The sequence below is a fragment of the Halomonas sp. ANAO-440 genome, from assembly GCF_019915905.1.
Lineage (GTDB): Bacteria > Pseudomonadota > Gammaproteobacteria > Pseudomonadales > Halomonadaceae > Halomonas > Halomonas chromatireducens.
The window spans coordinates 266,404-284,958 of the sequence record NZ_JAHXBV010000002.1 but is presented as its reverse complement, the minus strand read 5'-3'; the positions used below and the strand labels follow the sequence as shown (position 1 = coordinate 284,958).

The following is an 18,555-nucleotide window of genomic DNA, read 5'->3' as shown; positions in this document are numbered from 1 at the left end:
CGACGCTTCGGCACCGCGCAACGCAGCGATTCGCTCGTGTAGGTATTTGGGTAGTGTTTCCGTAGTGCAAAAGAGCGCGATTGTACCGCTTATGGCCGCCGATCACATGGCAATTGCCCCCTCCGACCCTAACTATCGCCCCGCCAGAGCGGAATCCAGCGGAACGATAGCAAGGAGAGAGCTGGGGGCTGGGGCAATATCAGTCCTGCCGCTCCACGGTAAAGATGCTCTGCAGCTTGTGCTTCTTGCCGTAGATATGGACGGTGGTCTCATCGAAGGGGAAGCGGTCCCGGTATTCACTATGGTTGTTGAAACGCGGCTTGTGGGCATTGATCATGGCCGCCGCAAGTCGCTCGCGATTGGCGTGACCGGCCAGCCCGACGGCATACCAGACCTCCTCGCCCGGCTGCAGGAAGGCCTCCCACTGGTCGTGATCCTCATGGTGTTCGAGGCCGTAGCGGGCACTCCGGTGCTCGCCCACATAGAGTAGTTCCTGCACGTCCATTTCGCTGGTTTCGGGATCTTTGGCAGCCCGAAACACGCAGTAGATACCGGATTCATCCGGGGCATCATGCAGTTGATCTCGAGTCCAGTAGCCCAGCATCTTGGGAGATAATAGCTGTTCTGACATGGGGTCTTCCTCCTGGTTGCTCAGTAATCCTCGAGTCGCTGCATGTCGCGGACAATTCGCCGAACTTCAGCTTCATGCCCGGCAGCAAGGGCTTCGAAGAACGCTCTTTCGTCGCTCCCCCCGGCCAGCTCACTGCGGTGTGCATAGAGATCCTGCAGCATTCTGTGCGCGGTCAGTGCCGTCGCCAATACGCTTTGCACACTCTCACTGTCGACCCCATCTGGCAGACGTTCAAGTACAGGCGCATGGGGAAAATCGTTGGGCTCGTCGAACCAGGCCTCAAGCACGGCTGTATGATCGCTGCCGTCATCCAGGTAGCCGGCCAGATCGGACTGCTGCTTGCGCTCTCGCTCCGCCAGATAGTCCAAGGCCATGCGCACACGGTCGTCAACGCCGCTGGCTGCCAACCTCGTGTAGTTTGAGGCTAGATTGGCATGGTAGTCAGCCGCCCAATGCACCAGCTCCTTCACTTGGTGAAAGCGCATACGAATTCCCCCGTTAGCATCAACGGCAGCCGCCATCGGCCTGCCTTGATTTCATCTTAGCCAATGCACGACAGGGGCGGCTTGATGCATATCAACGAGAAGCGATATGCACTAGCGAAGCAGTGAGGAGTCGATGGCAATGAAGTCGCTGGCCGCCCGTATCAGCGAGTCAGCCGTCAAGCGTTCCACCCCGACCACGTCCACGGGGATGTCGCAGCGCTGCCGGATTCGCTCGACCAGCAGGTCGAAGTCGCCGTCGCCGGAGACGAGTACCACCCGATCCACGACGGGAGCGGCCTCCATGGCATCCAGTGCGATTCCCACGTCCCAGTCGCCCTTGGCCGAGCCGTCGCTGCGCTGGATGTAGGGCTTGAGCATCACGCAGAAGCCGATGCCACGCAGGATGTTCTGGAACTGGCGCTGCCTGGGATCGCCTCGCTCCACGGCGTAGGCGTTGGCCACGACCACGTCACGGCCGGCAGCAAAGCGGGCCCAGAAGGCGTAATAGTCGAAATGTCGGCCGAAGGCCTGACGGGTGGTGTAGTAGACGTTCTGCACATCGACAAAGATCGCGACACGCTCGGCTCGACTCACCACTCCTGGCTGGTCTCGCGCAGAGCCGCCACTTCGCGCTTGGCCTCCTTCAGGCAGGCGCGCAGCTCATCGCCCAGCGCCGCCGCGCTGCCCACGGCGATCAGGCCGGGGGCCGCTGTCGCGCCTCGACGGCGTGCCACTCCGCCGCTTTCATGCAACGCCTCGAGCCGGCTGAGCAGCCAGGCCAGCCAGCTCTCCGGGCGGGCCGCAAGTTCACGCAGCCGGTGAAGCTCTGCCACCGGCTCGCCCTGGGGATCGAGCAGCTCACGCCAGTCATGACGGGGCAGGCGGGCGTGTTCGGTGACTTCCCGCAGCAGCGACTCCAGCGCCAGCTCCGTCAGGGCCAGCGCCCCCTCCTCGGCCGCCATGCGACGCGCTTCGGCATGCTCGTCGCTGCCCGGCGGCGTATCAAGCAGCAGCTCGGCCTGATAGAGCAGCTGATTGGTGCGGGCTCGCGGGGTCATTTCCGCTTGTCCTCCACCTGCCACCTGCCGTTGTCGAAGTAGGCCTTCCAGCCGGTGGCCTTGCCCTCCTCCTCGGTCATCACGAACTGCTCCTTGGTCTTGCGCGAGAAGCGGATCTGGCTCGGCCGACCATCGGGATCCTCGACGGGAGCATCGAGCAGGTAGTGGTATTTCTCGGGCAGCGCCTCGGCATGCGCCTTGAGTTCACGCACCAGCGGCGGACGCGTTTCCCGATTCTTGGGAAACTTGCTGGCAGCCAGGAACAGCCCGCTGGCACCGTCACGCAGGACATAGTGGTCCTCCACCTTCTGACAGGCCAGCTCAGGCATGGGGATCGGATCCATCTTGGGCGGTGCCACTTCGCCGCTCTTGAGCAACTTGCGGGTGTTCTTGCACTCGCTGTTGGTACAGCCAAAGTACTTGCCGAAGCGGCCGGACTTGAGCTGCATCTCGCTGCCGCACTTGTCGCACTCAATGGTGGGGCCGTCATAGCCCTTGATGCGGAACCGACCCTGCTCGACTTCGTAGCCGTCACAGTCGGGACTGTTGCCGCAGATATGCAGCTTGCGCTGCTCGTCGATCAGGTAGCTGTCCATGGCCGTACCGCACTTGTGGCAGCGGTGCTTGGCACGCAGCGCCTCGGTCTCGGCTTCCTCGTCGGCATCGGCGGCTACCGCCTCCTCGCCGGGCAGCAGGTCGATGGTGGTCTTGCAGCGCTCCTTGGGCGGTAGGTTGTAGCCAGAGCAGCCCAGGAAGACCCCGGTGGAGGCCGTACGGATCTGCATCTTGCGCCCACAGGTGGGGCAATCGATATCCGTGGGGACCGGCTGATTCGGCCGCATCCCGTCCTCGCTCTGGGCCGCTTCCAGCTCTTCACGGAATTCCGCATAGAAGGCATCGAGCAGCTCCTGCCAGTTGCGCTCACCTTCGGCCACCTCGTCGAGGCCATCTTCCATGCGCGCCGTGAACGAGAAATCCATCAGGTCCGGGAAGGACTCCTTGAGCCGCTCGGTGACGATATCGCCAAGCTTTTCGGCATAGAAACGACGGTTCTCGAGCTTGACGTAACCGCGGTCCTGGATCGTGGAGATAATCGACGCGTAGGTGGAAGGCCGACCGATACCGCGCTTCTCGAGCTCCTTGACCAGGCTCGCCTCGGTATAGCGGGCCGCCGGCTTGGTGAAGTGCTGCCTTGGGTCCAGCGCCGCGAGGCTCATGGGCGTCCCGGTTGGCAGATCGGGCAGGGCCTGGTCTTCGTTCTTCCCCGCCGGCTTCATGACACGGGTATAGCCGTCGAACTTGAGCACACGGCCCTTGGCACGCAGCTCGTATCCTGCGGTTTCCACTGTCAGGGTACTGGACAGATACTCCGCCGGCGTCATCTGGCAGGCCACGAACTGACGCCAGATCAATTCATAGAGGCGCTCGGCATCACGCTCCATGCCGGCCAGTTCACCCGCCTTGCGCTGCACCTCCGAGGGACGGATGGCCTCGTGCGCCTCCTGGGCCCCCTCCTTGCTGGAGTAGCGATTGGGTGCTTCAGGCAAGTACCGTCTGCCGAATTCCGCATTGATGTACTCACGCACGTTCTCAACCGCATCTTTCGACAGGTTGGTGGAATCGGTACGCATATAGGTAATGTAGCCTGCCTCGTAGAGGCGCTGGGCCAGTGTCATGGTCTTCTTCACCGAGAATCCGAGGCGGCCGCTGGCGGCCTGCTGCAGGGTCGAGGTGATGAAGGGAGCATTCGGCTTCGAGCGGGTAGGCTTGTCCTCACGGGCGGTAATGGCGAGGCTCGCCTTACGCAGCGCCGCAATGCGTTCCATGGTTTCGGCTTCCGAGGTGGGCCGAAACGCCTTGCCATCCTGGCGAACCAGTTCAAAGCGCACGGGCTCACCGTCGCTCGACACCAGATCGGCGTGTACATCCCAGAATTCCTCGGGCACGAAGGCACGTATTTCACGCTCGCGCTCGACGATCAGGCGCACGGCCACCGATTGGACTCGGCCTGCGGAAAGGCCACGGGCGATCTTTGCCCATAGCAGTGGCGACAGCATGAAGCCCACCACGCGGTCCAGGAAACGACGTGCCTGCTGTGCCTCGACACGAGGTATGTTGAGGCTGCCCGGCTCGGTGAAGGCCTCCTGAATGGCGTTCTTGGTGATCTCATTGAAGACCACGCGCTTGTAGCGTGAGTCCTCGCCGCCGATAGTCTCTTTCAGGTGCCAGGCAATGGCCTCTCCCTCGCGATCAAGGTCGGTCGCGAGATAGACGGCATCGGCTTTTTCAGCAAGCTTCTGCAATTCTGCCACGACCTTTTCCTTGCCGGGCAGAATCTCGTAATGCGCCTTCCAGCCATGTTCCGGATCGATACCCATCCGGCGGATCAGTTGATCCTTGGCCCGGTGCTGCTTGTACTCGGCCTTCTCCTCGGGCGACATCTTGCGGGTAGCCGCAGCCTGGCGTGCGCGCTCCTTGGGATCTGAGGCCGTCTTGCCCGAGCCGCTGGTCGGCAGGTCGCGGATATGACCCACGCTCGACTTCACGATGAACTCGCTGCCGAGATACTTGTTGATCGTCTTGGCCTTGGCCGGCGACTCGACGATGACCAATGACTTGCCCATAGTGCTCCACTTTCTGCGCGGCGAGGACCCGATGGTCCTCCCTGACGGTTCCGGCCCGCCTGTCCGAGCGGACGATCCTCGCGGGGGTGAAAAATGCGCTTACCCTACCCCAGCAACCCGCTTTGCGCCAGTCGCGGCCCGAATGGTAGCACGGCGCAAGTACTCTGAACGTAGCAGCAAGGCAGGCCTGCTGTCGTCTACGGCAGCACCGGCCTGCCAACGCCATGGCCATAATGCGTGTGCCCCCGCCGATGGAATCGGCAGAGGCACGACACTGCAACAAGCCATCAGCGCTTGCGAGGTTTACGAGTCGCTTTCGGCTTTGGTTTCTTCTCGGCCTGCTTTGGCTCGGCCTGCTTGGACTCGGCCTGCTTTGGCTCGGCCTGCTTTGGCTCGGCCTGCTTGGACTCGGCCTTGGCCTGCTTGGACTCGGCCTTGGCCTGCTTGGACTCGGCCTTGGCCTGCTTGGACTCGGCCTTGGTCTGCTTGGGCTCCGACTTGGAGGGCGAAGTGCTGCCAAGCAGCTTCTCAACCTCGCCACGGGCAACTAGCTCAGCCCTGGCGCCACTCTCCACGTCTGCATGCAGCTTGGCCATTGCCTGGCGCTGATCGGTCGGCTCGACCCGCTCCTGGGCCTTGGCGAAGAGCTGCCGGATATGTTCGTAGCGCTTGCTTGCTTGCTCGCTGAGCCCACCGCTGGCGGCCAGCACATGGTCGATATGCTCAAGATGACCACGAATCGCCTCGACCTTCTCCCCGGACAGTAGCTCCGGAATCGCCGCAAGGGCTGCTTCCCGATCCAGCTTGAGGATGAAGAACTGGTCACGCACCAACTGCTTGAAGTCGGCCAGATTACGGCCCGGCTCGAGCTCGGCACGCGAGGCACGCAGTCGCTTGAAGTTCCGCTCATCGGTGGTGGGCGCGCCGCCCAGCACATGCATCACAGAGCGCATCACCGCTTCGTGGCTACCACCCTCGGCAACGTGATGGCGCAGCTCCTCATGACGACGCTCGATGAAACGGAGATGCTCGGGCTCGCTTCCCGGGCGACGCCGGTGTGAATGGGCGTCTCCGCCCAGTCCCACCATGGCCTGCAGCAGCGGCTGGCCATAGATCTGCAGGAATAGCTGCTCGGTGGTGTTGTCGCGTAGCTCACGCCAGGCGTCGAGCCCCCGGGTGAGCTGATCAGAAGCGATTCCTTCGAAAGTACGAAAGATATTGTCTTCACCCACCGGATGACGGTCCTGGCGCACCCAGTCGGCGAATACCGGCAGCGGGACGGAAAGCGGATTGCGGTCAGATAGCAATTTGTAGCCCAGACGAATGGGGTGCATGCGACGGATAAGCCGCGATGCTTCAGGCGTCATCACGCCCCGCACCCAAGGCTGGACAAAGAGTCGGTAAAGTCCCAGGTTAATCTCGGATATCCGCGCCACGGTGGCGAAGCGCGTGTCGTCTTCTTCCCGGTGCTGGATGACCTCCTGATTCAGGTCGTCGATAGTGCGGGGTTTGAACTCGAGCAGATAGTCCCGCTCGATCAGCTCCGCATCGCTCCGATCGGCCGCACTCGTCACCGTGGTCTCATAGAGCCCCGGGGGCAACACGTCGATGTAATCGATGTTGGCCGTGAATTCGGTGTGCTCCTTGCGGGAGACGCTGCCCGAGACGAAGATGCCCAGGTGGCCGGTGGTGTCATGCACGCAGTAGACGATGGTCTGGTTGCTTGCGATGATATCGTCCACGTCTTCATAGAGATCCCGCACCCAGCCCAGTGCCTGGGGCGGCGGCGTGATGTCATCCCCTTGCGAGCAGAAGACCACCACCGGGGAACGCACGTTGCGCAGGTCGATGCGCCGACCGTCGGAAGTGACCAGCTGCGAGGTGGAGAGACGGTTGCCGATGAAGAGGTTATCGACGATGTACTGAATCTCCTCTCCACCGAGCACCACGTGGCCGCCCCACCAACGCTCAAAGTTCAGGTACCGGTCAGCCTCGGTGTCGACATTGGCAAAGAGCTGGTACTGCTTGCCCCACCAGGTGTTCGCCGGATTGAGTCTTTCGAAGTTCTGCACCAGCATGGCGCCGTCGAACTGGCCGCTACCGATGTCGCTGGCCAGCGTGGCCATCCAACTGCCACCGGACATGCCGCCGGTATACCGCATCGGTGCCTTGCCACGCTCACCGGCCCAGTAGGAGAGCGGGGCACCGGCAATCAGAATCGGCCCGAACAGGTCGGGTTCGAGCGATGCGGCCATCATGATCTGCCACCCGGCCTGGCAGTTACCCACGACCATTGGCTTCTCTTCAGCCTCAGGGTGGAGCTCTATGACACGTCGCAGGAACGCGATTTCTGCCTCTACCACGTCCTCCACCGTCTGCCCCTCTTCGGGATAGGGCAAGAAGCCGATGAAATAGCAGGGGTGACCGGCACGCAGGGCCACGCCGATCTCACTGTCAGGCTTGAAACCACCAATCCCCGGGCCGTGTCCCGCACGGGGATCCACTACCACGAAGGGGCGGGATTGAAGGTCCAGCTCAACATCGCGCGGGGGCAGAATTCTCATCAACTCATAGTTGACCGGTCGCGGCAGCGTGCGGCCATCCATTACAACCTCGGCATCGAAACCCAGAACATTGGGGTTGGATTTCTCGATATGCTCAAGGTACTGGTTGCCGCGCTCGCGCATCACATCCATGTACAACACGCTGCGTTCGGCGGCATCACGCCAGTAACCGAACGCGGCACGGCCGAAACCGAAGGGATCGAAAAAGCTAATCGCCGCTTCAGGCGGTGTCGGCATCAGTGAGGTCATGTGCGACTCCAGGGTTCGCTGGCACCGATTGTGTCGGGCACCAGGAGGAGAAATTGATTGCTGCAATGCAACAAGCATAGTACGTCGAGGGTCCTGATGACGAGTCATTTTGTCGACTTTCTGTATCGAGAATCCATAAAATTCTGTTTTGACAGCCTTTTCCACGACACTCTATACGCCACCCCACTCCGCCAAGGCGCGCCGCTCCCTGCGGTTTGCCTCGGCGGCATCACGACCCCAGACCAGCAGCCGCGCATCAGGGGCCCCGGCGCCCTCCCCCCGGGGCCGATCGAGCCTGACACCCGGCCCACCGCTCAGGAAACCACCGGGAAACGACAAAAGATGCAAGCGTGCCTGGCCGGGACGTCCCGGCCCATGCCCCATCTGCCCTACCCTCGGACGCCTCAGCCGACCGCCCCCCATCAGACGTAGCTGTTCAACGGCAAGGTCGAGCCCGGTAAGCACTTCTGCCAGGCCCTCATAGCCGGTCAAGCCGGCACGCATGCCGGTAAAACCCAGGCGATTGCCGACCAGCGTAAAGCTCAACGTCGCCAGGCCAACCAACCCTATCGACCGGGCTCCCCTGACGGCAAGCTGGCCCAGGTAAGCGCGCTGTTCGGGCGTCAGCCTGTCACTGGGCGCCACCGCATGCCTCGGTCCGAGAATCTCATGCTCGACAAGAGCGAGCGACTGCCCTCGGGCATCGACCAGTACCGGCAGGTGGAGCGGAGGGGATGACGCCTCCAAGGGACTTAGCGGCACCCCCGCCTCTCGCATCAACTGTCGACTCGCCGCCCGGTCATGCATTGCTGCCTGGAGACTGGCGTGGGGGCCAACAAATCCCAGACCGGCCTGCCGGCTAGTTCGCGCCAAGCAACATTGTTCGCCGCTTCCTGCCTCGCCGGGATGCAGGAGATCACAGCCTAAGCGCAAGGCATGCGCCACCAGTTCGGCGCCGGCCTTGCCATCGCTACCGTGCCAGGTCAGTCCCAGCTCGGTGCATGCCTGGCCGGACCGTAGCGCCTCGAGGCCACTACCCGCCACCATGACCGTTTTCCAGGCGCTACGCTGGCTTGCACCAGTGTCGCTAGGCTTCATGACGCTGTTCCCCGTGATCGTGAACGCCCCCAACCGGGCATGACCGCTGCCCGCAGCGGTGATAGCATGAAAACGATGTTCAATGGGTGCCTGGCGCCCCTCCAGCGGATCGATCAATGACCACGCCAAGTCTGCTGAACCGCCTGACCTTCCGCCAACTCCAGGTCTTTCAGGCCGTCTATCGCCAGCACTCCTACTCCCGGGCGGCCGAGTCGCTGGGATTGACCCAACCGGCGGTCAGCGCCCAGATACGGCAGCTGGAACAGGCCCTGGGTCAGCCACTGTTCAAGTATTCCGGAAAGACACTGCATGTACTGCCTGCAGCCGATGCACTGTACGCTTCGTCCCAGGCCATTTTTGGCCAGGTGTCACGACTGCAGATGGCACTCTCGGATATGACCGGCACGATATCCGGGGAGCTCAACCTGGCGGCCGTGTCCACCGCACAATATGTTGTGCCGCATCTGATCGCACGTTTTCGCGCCCATTACCCCAATGTTCAGGTTCGCCTCCAGGTATGCAACCGGAGCCAGGCACTCCAGCGTCTGGCCGAGCGCCGCGACGACCTGGTGATCATGGCCATGGTGCCCGAAGACGATGATAGCCTGGAGTTTATGCCGATACTGGAGAACGAACTGATTCCGATAGTATGGCCCGGACATCCACTGCTGGCGGCCCACGATCCCACCCTGGAGGATCTGGCCCAGCACTATCTGCTGATGCGCGAATCGGGTTCCGGGGTTCGTACCGCCTTCGAGCAGCAGGCGGCCGACCAGGACGTAGCCCTCCCTCACACCATGGAGCTGGGCACCAACGAGGCCATCAAGCAGGGCGTGATGGCACATTTGGGCGTGGCGGTCTTGCCGCGGCTGGCCGTGAGGCTGGAGCTGAGAGCCGGTCTGCTGGCCGAACTTGAACTGCCCGGCTTTCCCCTGCGCCGCTCCTGGTGCACGGTCTACCCCCGTGACCGCTTCCCCACCCCGGTGACTGAGCTATTTCTGCGCTTCGTCCGCGAGCGTCTCGGCGAGTTCGAGGCTCACTTCAAGGCGCCTCCGAGGCCGATTCCGGACCACGGCGTGGTGTGCCTGCCAATTCCGCCCCACTGAGCGGAGACACGCGTCCCTCCGCTGTCCCCTCCCGAGGCAAATATGGTAGATTAGCGGCCTGCGACCAACGTATCAATCTGCGGGCCATACTGTGCTCGTGCCATTGGCGTCGTCCCTTCCGGGCGCGTGCGGCACATACCCAAATGGCCCCGGCAGCCGCCGAGTGGAGGGGCTCACACCCTTATGAGCGACAGCACCTCAAAACGCGTTCCCAGCGGTGAGAAATTCCGCAACGAACATGGCATGGCCGTGATCAAGGATGGCATCAAGCAGCAGCGCAAACAGGCCGAAGAGCAGCCCGAGCCGGGCAGGAAGCCGCAGTGGCTGCGCGCCCAGATCCCCGGCGGCGAGCGCTTCGAGGCGGTCAAGAAGAATGTCAGCACACACCGCCTGAGTACCGTCTGTGCCGAGTCGCACTGCCCCAACATGGGAGAGTGCTGGAGCAACGGCACGGCTACCATCATGCTGATGGGATCAGTGTGTACGCGTGCCTGCCGCTTCTGCGCCGTGGATACCGGCAACCCCAAGGGCTGGCTGGACAGCGAAGAGCCTGCCAACACCGCCAAGTCGGTCGAGCTGATGGGGCTACGCTACGTAGTGCTGACCTCGGTGGATCGCGACGACCTGCCCGATGGCGGTGCGACACACTACGCCGATTGCATCCGCGCCATCAAGGCGAACACACCCAAGGTGGTGGTGGAAGCCCTCACCCCCGATTTCGACGGCGACCTGCCGGCCATCGAGCGCGTCGTCGACTCCGGCCTGGAGGTCTTTGCCCAGAACGTCGAGACGGTGGAGCGCCTCACGCACCGGGTCCGCGATCCACGGGCCGGCTACCGCAAGACGCTCGACGTTCTGGCACATGCCAAGCGATACAAGCCGGAGGTACTGACCAAGACAAGTCTCATGCTGGGCCTGGGCGAGACCGAGGAGGAGATCCTGGCCACCCTGGACGACCTGCGCGCCATCGGCGTGGATATCGTCACCCTCGGCCAGTACCTGCGCCCCACGCGCAACCACCTGCCGGTCGAACGCTGGGTCACTCCCCATGAATTCGAGCGCTATCGCCAGTTGGGCCTGGAAAAGGGCTTTCTGGAAGTGGCCTCGGGGCCGCTGGTTCGATCCAGCTATCGGGCTGATCAGGTTTTCGAGAAGAACAATCTCGGTCTCGCGGCGCCCGCCGAGGTGCCGGGCCAGGAAGCGAACCCCAACCGCATCGACGCCGTCAACGTGGGTTAACCAGCTCCCCGTCCAGCTCGAGCGCCAGGGCATGTGCCAGGCGCTCTCCCACTGCCTCAACGCCGGGGCAGTCGACGATCAGGTCGGCAAGACGCACCATGGCCATGCCCGCGTAGCCACAGGGGTTGATGCGGTCGAAGGGGGAAAGATCCCCATCGACGTTGAGTGCCACCCCATGAAAGCTCGCCCCGCGACGAATGCGCAGCCCCAGCGAGGCGATCTTGGCCTGCCCCACGTAGACACCGGGGGCATCGGGCCGCGCTCGCGCCTCCACATCGAACTCCGCCAGCACGGCGATCACGGCATTCTCCAGGGCTGAAACCAGATCTCGCACGCCTAGCCGGGCACGTCGTACATCCAGCAGCGGGTAGAGCACCACCTGCCCGGGGCCATGATAGGTCACCTGTCCACCGCGATCGGTCTGAACCACGGGGATATCGCCCGGCATCAGCAGATGCTCGGGCTTGCCAGCCTGGCCCTGGGTAAATACCGGATCGTGTTCCACCAGCCACAGCTGGTCGGGTGTACGTTCGTCACGGGTATCAGTCAGCGTGCGCATGGCCTGCCAGACCGGCTCATAGGCACAGCGGCCCAAGCGGTGAAGCTCAAGTTCACCCATCAAACCACCATGTGGACACGCCCGGTGGCCTTGAGCTCGGCAAACAGCGCCTTGAGCTGGGCCTCACCGGTGGCGCGCATGGTCAGCCGTACCGACTGGAAGCGTGCATTGCGGCTCTCCACCACTTCCAGTGTCGTCGCATCGAACTCGCTGTCATGGCGTGACACCACCTGACAGACCATGGCAGCAAAGTCCTCGGCGGCATCCCCCACCACCTTGATCGGGTAATCACAAGGGAAAGCGATCGTCGGCGGCGCACCGGGTGGCTCTGCCTTTGTCTTTGACGCCCGACGCAGGTCGCGCAGCTTCCTGTCGCTCATGTCCTTCCTACCCTTCAGCGCATTTGCGAATGTGTTACTCGTCTATTCTACAGTGCCCAAGATCGACACCATCCAGGATGCCGACTAGCCGAACCAGCCACCGATCAGATTGCTGAAGAAGCGCCTGACCTGGTCAAACAGCTGCTTGAAAATATTGCCCTCTTCGATCGACTCGAGGGCAACCAGGGCCTGCTCGCCGACAATATCATCACCTAGGCGTACTTCCAGCGTTCCGACACGATCGCCCTGGTTGACGGGGGCACTGATGTCCTGATTAATGTCGAGACGGGCGCTGAGCTCTTGATTTCGGGCTCGGGGAACGGTCATGAAGACGTTCTCATCGACACCAACGCGCAATTCGTTTCTCTCCCCCCCCCAGATACGCGGAGTATTCAGCACGGCACCCTGCTCGTAGAGGTTCAGCGTCTCGTAGTAGCGGAAGCCATAGCTGAGCAATTTCTGCGTTTCCTGGGCCCGGGATTCTTCGGAGCTGGTGCCCATCACCACCGAAATCAGACGCATGTCGTCACGCATTGCCGAAGCCACCAAGCCATAGCCCGCCTCGGTCGTCCAGCCAGTCTTCAAGCCATCGACGGTGGGATCGCGCCACAGCAGGCGGTTACGATTGGGCTGACGAATATCACTGTAGGTGAAGTACTTTTCGGCATAGACCGCGTAGTGCTCGGGATAGTCGTTGATGATGTATTGCGAAAGCAGCGCCATGTCGCGAGCAGAGGAGTACTGCTCCGGATGCGGCAGGCCGGTGGAATTGGTGAAATTGGTATTGTGCAGCCCCAGGCGCGTGGCGTGCTGGTTCATAAGGTCGGCAAAAGGCGCCTCTCCGCCGGCCAAGTGCTCAGCCACGGCGACGCTGGCGTCGTTACCGGAGGCGATGATGATGCCGTAGAGCAGGTCGCGAATCGATACTTCGGTATCGACCTCGATAAACATCTTCGAACCACCGGTGCGCCAGGCATTCTCACTGACACGTACCATATCGTCCATGCTGATATTACCGCGATCCAGCTCCCGCTCCACCAGATAGGCCGTCATCAGCTTGGTGAGACTCGCCGGGGGCAGGCGCTCGTCGGCATTATGCTCGACCAGCACCCGGCCGCTGTTGGCATCCATGAGAAACCATGACTTGGCCGCAATCTGCGGGGGAGCGGGGATCATGGTTTGAGGCGTCGGCACCGCCTGGGCCAGCGCCTGCGCCGTCATCAGAACCAGGCTCAGCAGCATCGCCGGCAACAATAGCGGGCGGAGTTTACGGAACAGCACTCTCATTGGTTTGGATCTCATCGGAAACATCGGAAAGTGAGAAGCAAGGCGCCGATCAGTCGGCGCCATTGACGATAAACGCCTGGTCGAAACCGGCGCGCCTGAGTTCGGCGCGGGCCGGTTCGACCTGGGTAGCACTGGACAAAGGTCCAACTTGTACCCGATACATGCCGGCCGAGTCGGCCACCCGTACCGGATGCGACAGCTCGCCATCGAGCCTCGCCTTCAGCGCCTGAGCATTGTCCACCGAACCCAGGGCCGCAATCTGCAGATAGATGGCGGCCTGGTCAACGGCGGGCTCCGTCGTGCCTTGACTCGACGCAGCAACCGCCTGAGCCGAACCGCTGTCTGGTGCGGAGACGGCCTGCTGGGCCGGCTCCGCCTGGATCGTCCGAGCCTCGGCGGCTGGCGAGGATTGGACCGCCGACGAAGCTGTCCGGTTCTCGCCGTTGCGACCATTTTCTGCCAGCCATCGCTCGGGGTCGATCGCCTCCACCTTCACCCGGCCAGTGCCGCGATCCAGAATATCCAGGCGCGCAGCAGCGGCATAGGAAAGGTCGATCTCACGGTCATTGTGGAAGGGCCCCCGGTCGTTGACCCGCACGATCACTGAACGGCCGTTCTCGAGACTTGTCACCCTGGCATAGGTCGGAAGCGGAAGCGAACGGTGAGCGGCGGTCATCTTGTACATGTCGTAGATTTCGCCGTTCGAGGTGGCATAGCCATGGAATTTCTCGCCGTACCAGGAAGCGGTTCCCTGCCGGGCGTAGCCGCTGGCATCTGGTAGTACCCGGTAGGTCTTGCCCCACACCTCATAGGTCGAACGGTTGCCGCCTCGGGACAGTGGCTCGACACGGGGCACCGCATCCGGGATCTTGCTGACGTCCGGTGGGTTTTCGGGATAGGCATCGCCACTCATGGCATAGCGCCCGCCGCCGGTGGGTGCCGACGAAGGTACGCTACGCGAAGCCTCACGCTCGCCGGAGGGCGGTGAACCACCGCCACCGGCACAGCCGGCCAGCAGCGTGGCCAGTGCCAGGCCGAGATACCAGGGCTTCATTCCCCACCCCCGCCGTTGCTCGTCGGCTCGAGCGGGTGGGCCTCCAGCTCACGCGCGGCTTCGATCGCCTCGGCAAGCTCGGTCACCGCCATGGCGTAGAGGTGACTGTGATTGTACCGGGTGATGACGTAGAAATTCTCATGACCCACCCGGTAACGCCAGGCCTCTTCGGACACCTCCAGGGAGAGCGGCACCACCAGGGCATCGTCATCGAGGCCGGCCTCGACCCGGATACCCGCCTCGGCAAGCTCGGCGACGCTGGCATAGGGCCTGGCCGTGCGGTTGAAATCCACCGTCGCCGGCGGCGTGTCCGGCCCTTGGGCCTCATGATAGATCGGGCTGCCCGGCTGCCAGCCATGTACTGCAAAATAGTTGGCGACGCTGCCGATGGCGTCCACCGGGTTGGTCCACAGGTCCCGCACGCCGTCATCGTCAAAGTCCACGGCATAGGCGCGGTAGCTGGTCGGAATGAATTGCGGGTAGCCCATGGCGCCGGCGTAGGAACCCTTCAGGCTGCCCGGGTCCACGTCCTGCTCCCGGGTGATTTCGAGAAAGGCCGTCAGTTCGCCATGGAAGAAACTGCCCCGGACGGGATGATGGAAGGCCAGGGTCGACAGCGAGTCGATGACCCGATGGCGACCGGTAAAGCGTCCGTAGCTGGTCTCGACGCCGATGATGGCGGCAATCATTTCCGCCGGCACGCCATATTCGGCCTCGGCGCGGGCGAACGCATCATGATGTGCCTTGATGAAAGCCACGCCCCGCTCGATCCGCTCCGGCTGCAGGAAGATTTCCCGGTACTCGTCCCAGCGCAACCGACGCTCCGCGGCGCCTTCCATGGCGTCCAGCACACCTTGCTGGAACTCGGCACTGCGCAGGGCCGCCTCCAGCCACTCTCGCTCGATACCCCGATCGACGAGAGTATCGACAAGCTGCCTCGCTCCATCGTGTTCCGCTGGGTCGAAGTCTGCGGCACTCGACCCTGGCGCCAGCATCAACAAGGCCAATGCGGTAACGGCGGTACCGCTGGCCCTTTTCCATTTACCCACTGGCATCATTCGCTCGCCACTCCTGCTGGGGCTTGTCGTCCAAGTATGACCATCGCTCACCGTCGCTAACGCGGCAACAGGCGACGGTGGCCATGAATGGACATGAGAATACCGAAACCTGCCAGCAAGGTCACGCTGGAGGTGCCACCGTAACTGACCAGCGGCAGGGGGACGCCGACCACAGGCAGGATCCCGCTGACCATGCCGACATTGACGAAGACATAGATGAAGAACGTCAGGATAATACTGCCAGCGAGAAGCCGGCCAAAGGTGTCGTGTGCCCCTGCCGCCAGCCAGAGACCGCGGGTGACAATCATCAGGTAGAGGACCAGCACGACAAGCATGCCAACGAGCCCGAATTCCTCGCCCAAGACGGCGACGATGAAGTCCGTATGCCGCTCGGGCAGAAACTCCAGCTGGGACTGAGTGCCCTGCAGCCAGCCCTTGCCCCATACGCCGCCACTGCCGATGGCCGTGGTCGACTGAATGATGTTCCAGCCGGACCCCAGCGGATCGCTTTCAGGGTTGAGAAAGGTGAGAACCCGCTGCCGCTGATAGTTGTGCAGGTTCATCCACAGCAGCGGCAAGGCGGAGGCGGCCAATACCAGTAGGAAGGCGATGAAGCGCCAGGAGAGGCCGGCCAGAAGCACCACGAATACCGCAGCACTGGTGACCAGCAGGGACGTGCCCAGATCAGGCTGTCGCGCAATCAGCAATACCGGGACACCGATCAGCACGCCACAGACGAGCAGGTCATACCAGCGGGGAGGCAGCTCACGCCGGCTCAGCCACGCTGCCACCATCAGCGGCATGGCCAGCTTCATCAGCTCCGATGGCTGGAAACGCACCACGCCGGGAATGGTCAACCAGCGCTGCGCGCCCATGCCCATGTCACCCACCAGCTCGACCGCCACCAGCATGAGCAGGCTGGCACCGTAGACCAGCGGAGCCCAGCGCAACAAGGTGGTTGGCGTCATCTGCGCCAACACTAGCATGACAACCACCGCCACCAGGAAACGAGACCCCTGGGCGATGACGGCATCCATGTTTTGCCCGCTGGCGCTATAAAGCACGCCCAGGCCGGCCACCATCAGTATCAGCAGCATGAGCAACAGCCAGGGGTCGAGATGAGCACGCTCCCAGATGCTCTTGCGACGCGCGATTCCGCTCTCGGGTGGACGCACCGGTCGGCGGCGCAGGCTTCTGGTCAGATACGTCAACGCCATTGATCAGTTACCTGCAATCGTGCCGGTCTCATTCTCCATTGTCTCCCGCAGTTGCTCGACATCCACTTCCTCTTCATCCAGCAGCCAGGCATCGGTCATGGCCCTGGCCAGGTGCGCCGCATGGGTACTGCCCCCACCGGCATTCTCCACGATCACCGCCACGGCAATCTGCGGATCCTCCAACGGTGCAAATGCCATGAACAGCGCATGGTCCCGCAGGCGCTCTGCCAGCTCCTCGGCGTTATAGCGCTGATCCTGCCCCAGCGAAAAGACCTGGGCGGTGCCTGACTTGCCTCCCATGCGGTACTCGAGCCCAACCCCGGTACGACGGGCCGTTCCTTCGTGGCCAGTGAGTACTTTTTCCATCCCGGAGAATATCCTGTCCCACCAGTAATCATTGTCGATTGGTAGAGCGGGCGGGGTGTCCGGCAGCGCGATCTCCACGGACTCGCCCCCGATACGGCTGGCCAGGCGAGGCTTTACCCACTCGCCTCGATTGGCCAGGACGGCCGTGGCGGTGGCCAGCTGCAGCGGTGTGACCTGCCAGTAACCCTGGCCAATGCCGACCGATAGCGTTTCACCCGGGTACCACGGCTGGCCGAAACGGCCACGCTTCCAATCCCGCGAGGGCATAAGGGCGGCGCTTTCGCCGAATACATCATGCCCTACCCGCTGCCCGAAGCCGAAGGCACTCATCTGGTCATGCACCCGATCAATACCGAGTTCATGGGCGAGCGAATAGTAGTAGGTGTTATTGGAAACGGCGATGGAGCGCTCCATGTCGACACGGCCATGCCCCCAGCGCAGCCAGTTGCGATAGCGACGACTGTCGTTGGGCAATTGGTAGAAGCCGGGATCGTTGATGGTACGATCCGGCGTGATCACCCCTTCGGCCAGGCCCGCCATGGCCAGAAACGGCTTGATGGTCGAACCCGGTGGATACTGCCCACGTATGGCCCGATTGAACAGCGGCAGGTCGAGGTCTTCCTGCAACGCCCGGTAGGAGGCGAAGTCGATACCGGTAACGAATTGATTGCTGTCAAAACCCGGGGCCGAAACCATGGCCAGGATCTCCCCGGTGGCGGGGGCAATGGCCACGATGGAGCCGCGCCGGCCGTCGAGCAGCTCATAGGCCAGGGACTGAAGCTGCATGTCGATGGTGAGGGTCAGATCCTTCCCGGGCACCGGATCCGTACGCCCCAGCTCGCGCAAAACCCTCCCGCGCGCGTTGGTCTCGACCTTGCGTAACCCTGCCTGACCGTGGAGCACATCCTCGTAGAAGCGCTCGACCCCGGTCTTGCCGATGAAATGCGTCCCGGCATAGCGGCCCAGGTCCAGCGACTTCATCTCCTCAGCGTTGATGCGACCAACATAGCCCAGGGCGTGCGCCGTGATATTGGCATCGGGGTAGTAACGCAGCAATTGGGCCTCGACCTCGACGCCCGGCAGACGATGTCGGTTGACCGCAACACGCGCGATCTGGGCTTCGTCCAAATCACTCATCAGCAGAGCCGGCTGGAAAGGACGCTGACGTTGCCGTGAGCGCAGCCGAAAGGCATCGGATTCCTCTGGGGACAATTCCAGCAAGGCTTCCAAGAGGTCGAGCGTGCCGTCCAGGTCCTCGACCCGCTCACGGATCAGAGTCAGGTTGTAGGTGGGCCGGTTCTCGGCCAGCAGCACGCCATTGCGATCCTGAATCAGGCCACGGGTCGGGGGCAGAGGCTCAACTCGCACACGATTCTTTTCAGAGCGGGTACTGTAAACCTCATGCTGCACTACCTGGAGGTAGACCAAGCGACCCATCAGCAGACCGGTCAATGCCACGATCAGCAAACCGGCAAGCAGCGAACGGATTCGAAAGATACGCAGCTCCTGCTGCGGATTCTTGAGGGTGTCACGGCGATCGCGCATGCCGGCTATGACCTCGAATGACTATTTCGGGGAAC

16 protein-coding genes are annotated in these 18,555 nt (G+C 62.6%); 2 read left to right on the top strand and 14 right to left on the bottom strand.

From position 1 onward, the window contains the following. Positions 1 to 199 precede the first annotated feature (199 nt). From KZO25_RS02355 to KZO25_RS02325, 7 genes are all read right to left on the bottom strand, one after another. The gene (locus KZO25_RS02355; RefSeq protein WP_223135697.1) at positions 200 to 631 is read right to left on the bottom strand and encodes a hypothetical protein; all 432 of its coding nucleotides are present in this window, start codon (positions 629 to 631) and stop codon (positions 200 to 202) included. 20 nt (positions 632 to 651) lie between these two features. Then, complete coding sequence (locus KZO25_RS02350; RefSeq protein WP_262488791.1) at positions 652 to 1,152, bottom strand: 2-hydroxyacyl-CoA dehydratase; 501 nt, start codon at positions 1,150 to 1,152, stop codon at positions 652 to 654. Between the two features lie 75 nt (positions 1,153 to 1,227). Further along, on the bottom strand, positions 1,228 to 1,713 hold the full coding sequence (locus tag KZO25_RS02345) for an NYN domain-containing protein (protein ID WP_316935380.1): 486 nt from the start codon (positions 1,711 to 1,713) through the stop codon (positions 1,228 to 1,230). Continuing rightward, complete coding sequence (locus KZO25_RS02340; protein ID WP_223135696.1) at positions 1,707 to 2,174, bottom strand: DUF6586 family protein; 468 nt, start codon at positions 2,172 to 2,174, stop codon at positions 1,707 to 1,709. Before KZO25_RS02340 ends, KZO25_RS02345 begins: the two co-directional genes overlap by 7 nt. Continuing rightward, a complete protein-coding gene (gene topA / locus KZO25_RS02335) occupies positions 2,171 to 4,798 on the bottom strand; it encodes a type I DNA topoisomerase (protein ID WP_223135695.1) in 2,628 nt (875 codons plus the stop codon). Before topA ends, KZO25_RS02340 begins: the two co-directional genes overlap by 4 nt. Before the next feature lie 287 nt (positions 4,799 to 5,085). After that, positions 5,086 to 7,611, bottom strand: a complete 2,526-nt coding sequence (locus tag KZO25_RS02330) for a DUF3141 domain-containing protein (RefSeq protein ID WP_223135694.1) — start codon at positions 7,609 to 7,611, stop codon at positions 5,086 to 5,088. 171 nt (positions 7,612 to 7,782) lie between these two features. Continuing rightward, a complete protein-coding gene (locus KZO25_RS02325; RefSeq protein WP_223135693.1) occupies positions 7,783 to 8,709 on the bottom strand; it encodes a hypothetical protein in 927 nt (308 codons plus the stop codon). 116 nt (positions 8,710 to 8,825) lie between these two features. On the opposite strand from KZO25_RS02325, the gene KZO25_RS02320 reads away from it, so the two are divergent. Continuing rightward, positions 8,826 to 9,815: a LysR family transcriptional regulator gene (locus KZO25_RS02320; RefSeq protein WP_223135692.1), complete on the top strand. Its 990-nt coding sequence runs from the start codon at positions 8,826 to 8,828 to the stop codon at positions 9,813 to 9,815. Positions 9,816 to 9,998: 183 nt separating this feature from the next. Continuing rightward, positions 9,999 to 11,054 (top strand): lipoyl synthase, encoded by a 1,056-nt coding sequence (gene lipA, locus KZO25_RS02315; RefSeq protein ID WP_066446440.1) that lies wholly within the window; start codon positions 9,999 to 10,001, stop codon positions 11,052 to 11,054. On the opposite strand, the gene lipB is transcribed toward lipA, so the two are convergent. The 7 genes from lipB to mrdA all read right to left on the bottom strand — a co-directional run bounded on the left by lipB (position 11,041) and on the right by mrdA (position 18,520). Next, positions 11,041 to 11,673, bottom strand: a complete 633-nt coding sequence (lipB, locus tag KZO25_RS02310) for a lipoyl(octanoyl) transferase LipB (RefSeq protein WP_223135691.1) — start codon at positions 11,671 to 11,673, stop codon at positions 11,041 to 11,043. The genes lipA and lipB overlap by 14 nt on opposite strands. Further along, positions 11,673 to 11,993, bottom strand: a complete 321-nt coding sequence (locus KZO25_RS02305) for a YbeD family protein (protein WP_066446436.1) — start codon at positions 11,991 to 11,993, stop codon at positions 11,673 to 11,675. The genes lipB and KZO25_RS02305 overlap by 1 nt, the downstream gene beginning before the upstream one ends. A gap of 84 nt (positions 11,994 to 12,077) precedes the next feature. Then, positions 12,078 to 13,235, bottom strand: coding sequence for a D-alanyl-D-alanine carboxypeptidase family protein (locus KZO25_RS02300; RefSeq protein ID WP_262488818.1), 1,158 nt, complete (start codon positions 13,233 to 13,235; stop codon positions 12,078 to 12,080). Positions 13,236 to 13,329: 94 nt separating this feature from the next. Next, complete coding sequence (locus tag KZO25_RS02295; protein ID WP_223135689.1) at positions 13,330 to 14,334, bottom strand: septal ring lytic transglycosylase RlpA family protein; 1,005 nt, start codon at positions 14,332 to 14,334, stop codon at positions 13,330 to 13,332. Further along, on the bottom strand, positions 14,331 to 15,392 hold the full coding sequence (gene mltB, locus KZO25_RS02290) for a lytic murein transglycosylase B (RefSeq protein WP_223135688.1): 1,062 nt from the start codon (positions 15,390 to 15,392) through the stop codon (positions 14,331 to 14,333). The genes KZO25_RS02295 and mltB overlap by 4 nt, the downstream gene beginning before the upstream one ends. A 56-nt stretch (positions 15,393 to 15,448) precedes the next feature. Continuing rightward, a complete protein-coding gene (rodA, locus tag KZO25_RS02285; protein WP_066446427.1) occupies positions 15,449 to 16,609 on the bottom strand; it encodes a rod shape-determining protein RodA in 1,161 nt (386 codons plus the stop codon). A gap of 3 nt (positions 16,610 to 16,612) precedes the next feature. Then, a complete protein-coding gene (mrdA, locus tag KZO25_RS02280; protein ID WP_066446425.1) occupies positions 16,613 to 18,520 on the bottom strand; it encodes a penicillin-binding protein 2 in 1,908 nt (635 codons plus the stop codon). Positions 18,521 to 18,555: the final 35 nt, after the last annotated feature.

Bases quoted from the DNA above. Each gene is read 5' to 3' on its own strand.
- KZO25_RS02355 (WP_223135697.1), bottom strand. From the start codon at position 631: ATGTCAGAACAGCTATTATCTCCCAAGATGCTGGGCTACTGGACTCGA.
- KZO25_RS02350 (WP_262488791.1), bottom strand. From the start codon at position 1,152: ATGGCGGCTGCCGTTGATGCTAACGGGGGAATTCGTATGCGCTTTCAC.
- KZO25_RS02340 (WP_223135696.1), bottom strand. From the start codon at position 2,174: ATGACCCCGCGAGCCCGCACCAATCAGCTGCTCTATCAGGCCGAGCTG.
- topA (WP_223135695.1), bottom strand. From the start codon at position 4,798: ATGGGCAAGTCATTGGTCATCGTCGAGTCGCCGGCCAAGGCCAAGACG.
- KZO25_RS02330 (WP_223135694.1), bottom strand. From the start codon at position 7,611: ATGACCTCACTGATGCCGACACCGCCTGAAGCGGCGATTAGCTTTTTC.
- KZO25_RS02325 (WP_223135693.1), bottom strand. From the start codon at position 8,709: ATGAAGCCTAGCGACACTGGTGCAAGCCAGCGTAGCGCCTGGAAAACG.
- KZO25_RS02320 (WP_223135692.1), top strand. From the start codon at position 8,826: ATGACCACGCCAAGTCTGCTGAACCGCCTGACCTTCCGCCAACTCCAG.
- lipA (WP_066446440.1), top strand. From the start codon at position 9,999: ATGAGCGACAGCACCTCAAAACGCGTTCCCAGCGGTGAGAAATTCCGC.
- lipB (WP_223135691.1), bottom strand. From the start codon at position 11,673: ATGGGTGAACTTGAGCTTCACCGCTTGGGCCGCTGTGCCTATGAGCCG.
- KZO25_RS02305 (WP_066446436.1), bottom strand. From the start codon at position 11,993: ATGAGCGACAGGAAGCTGCGCGACCTGCGTCGGGCGTCAAAGACAAAG.
- KZO25_RS02300 (WP_262488818.1), bottom strand. From the start codon at position 13,235: ATGCTGCTGAGCCTGGTTCTGATGACGGCGCAGGCGCTGGCCCAGGCG.
- KZO25_RS02295 (WP_223135689.1), bottom strand. From the start codon at position 14,334: ATGAAGCCCTGGTATCTCGGCCTGGCACTGGCCACGCTGCTGGCCGGC.
- mltB (WP_223135688.1), bottom strand. From the start codon at position 15,392: ATGATGCCAGTGGGTAAATGGAAAAGGGCCAGCGGTACCGCCGTTACC.
- rodA (WP_066446427.1), bottom strand. From the start codon at position 16,609: ATGGCGTTGACGTATCTGACCAGAAGCCTGCGCCGCCGACCGGTGCGT.
- mrdA (WP_066446425.1), bottom strand. From the start codon at position 18,520: ATGCGCGATCGCCGTGACACCCTCAAGAATCCGCAGCAGGAGCTGCGT.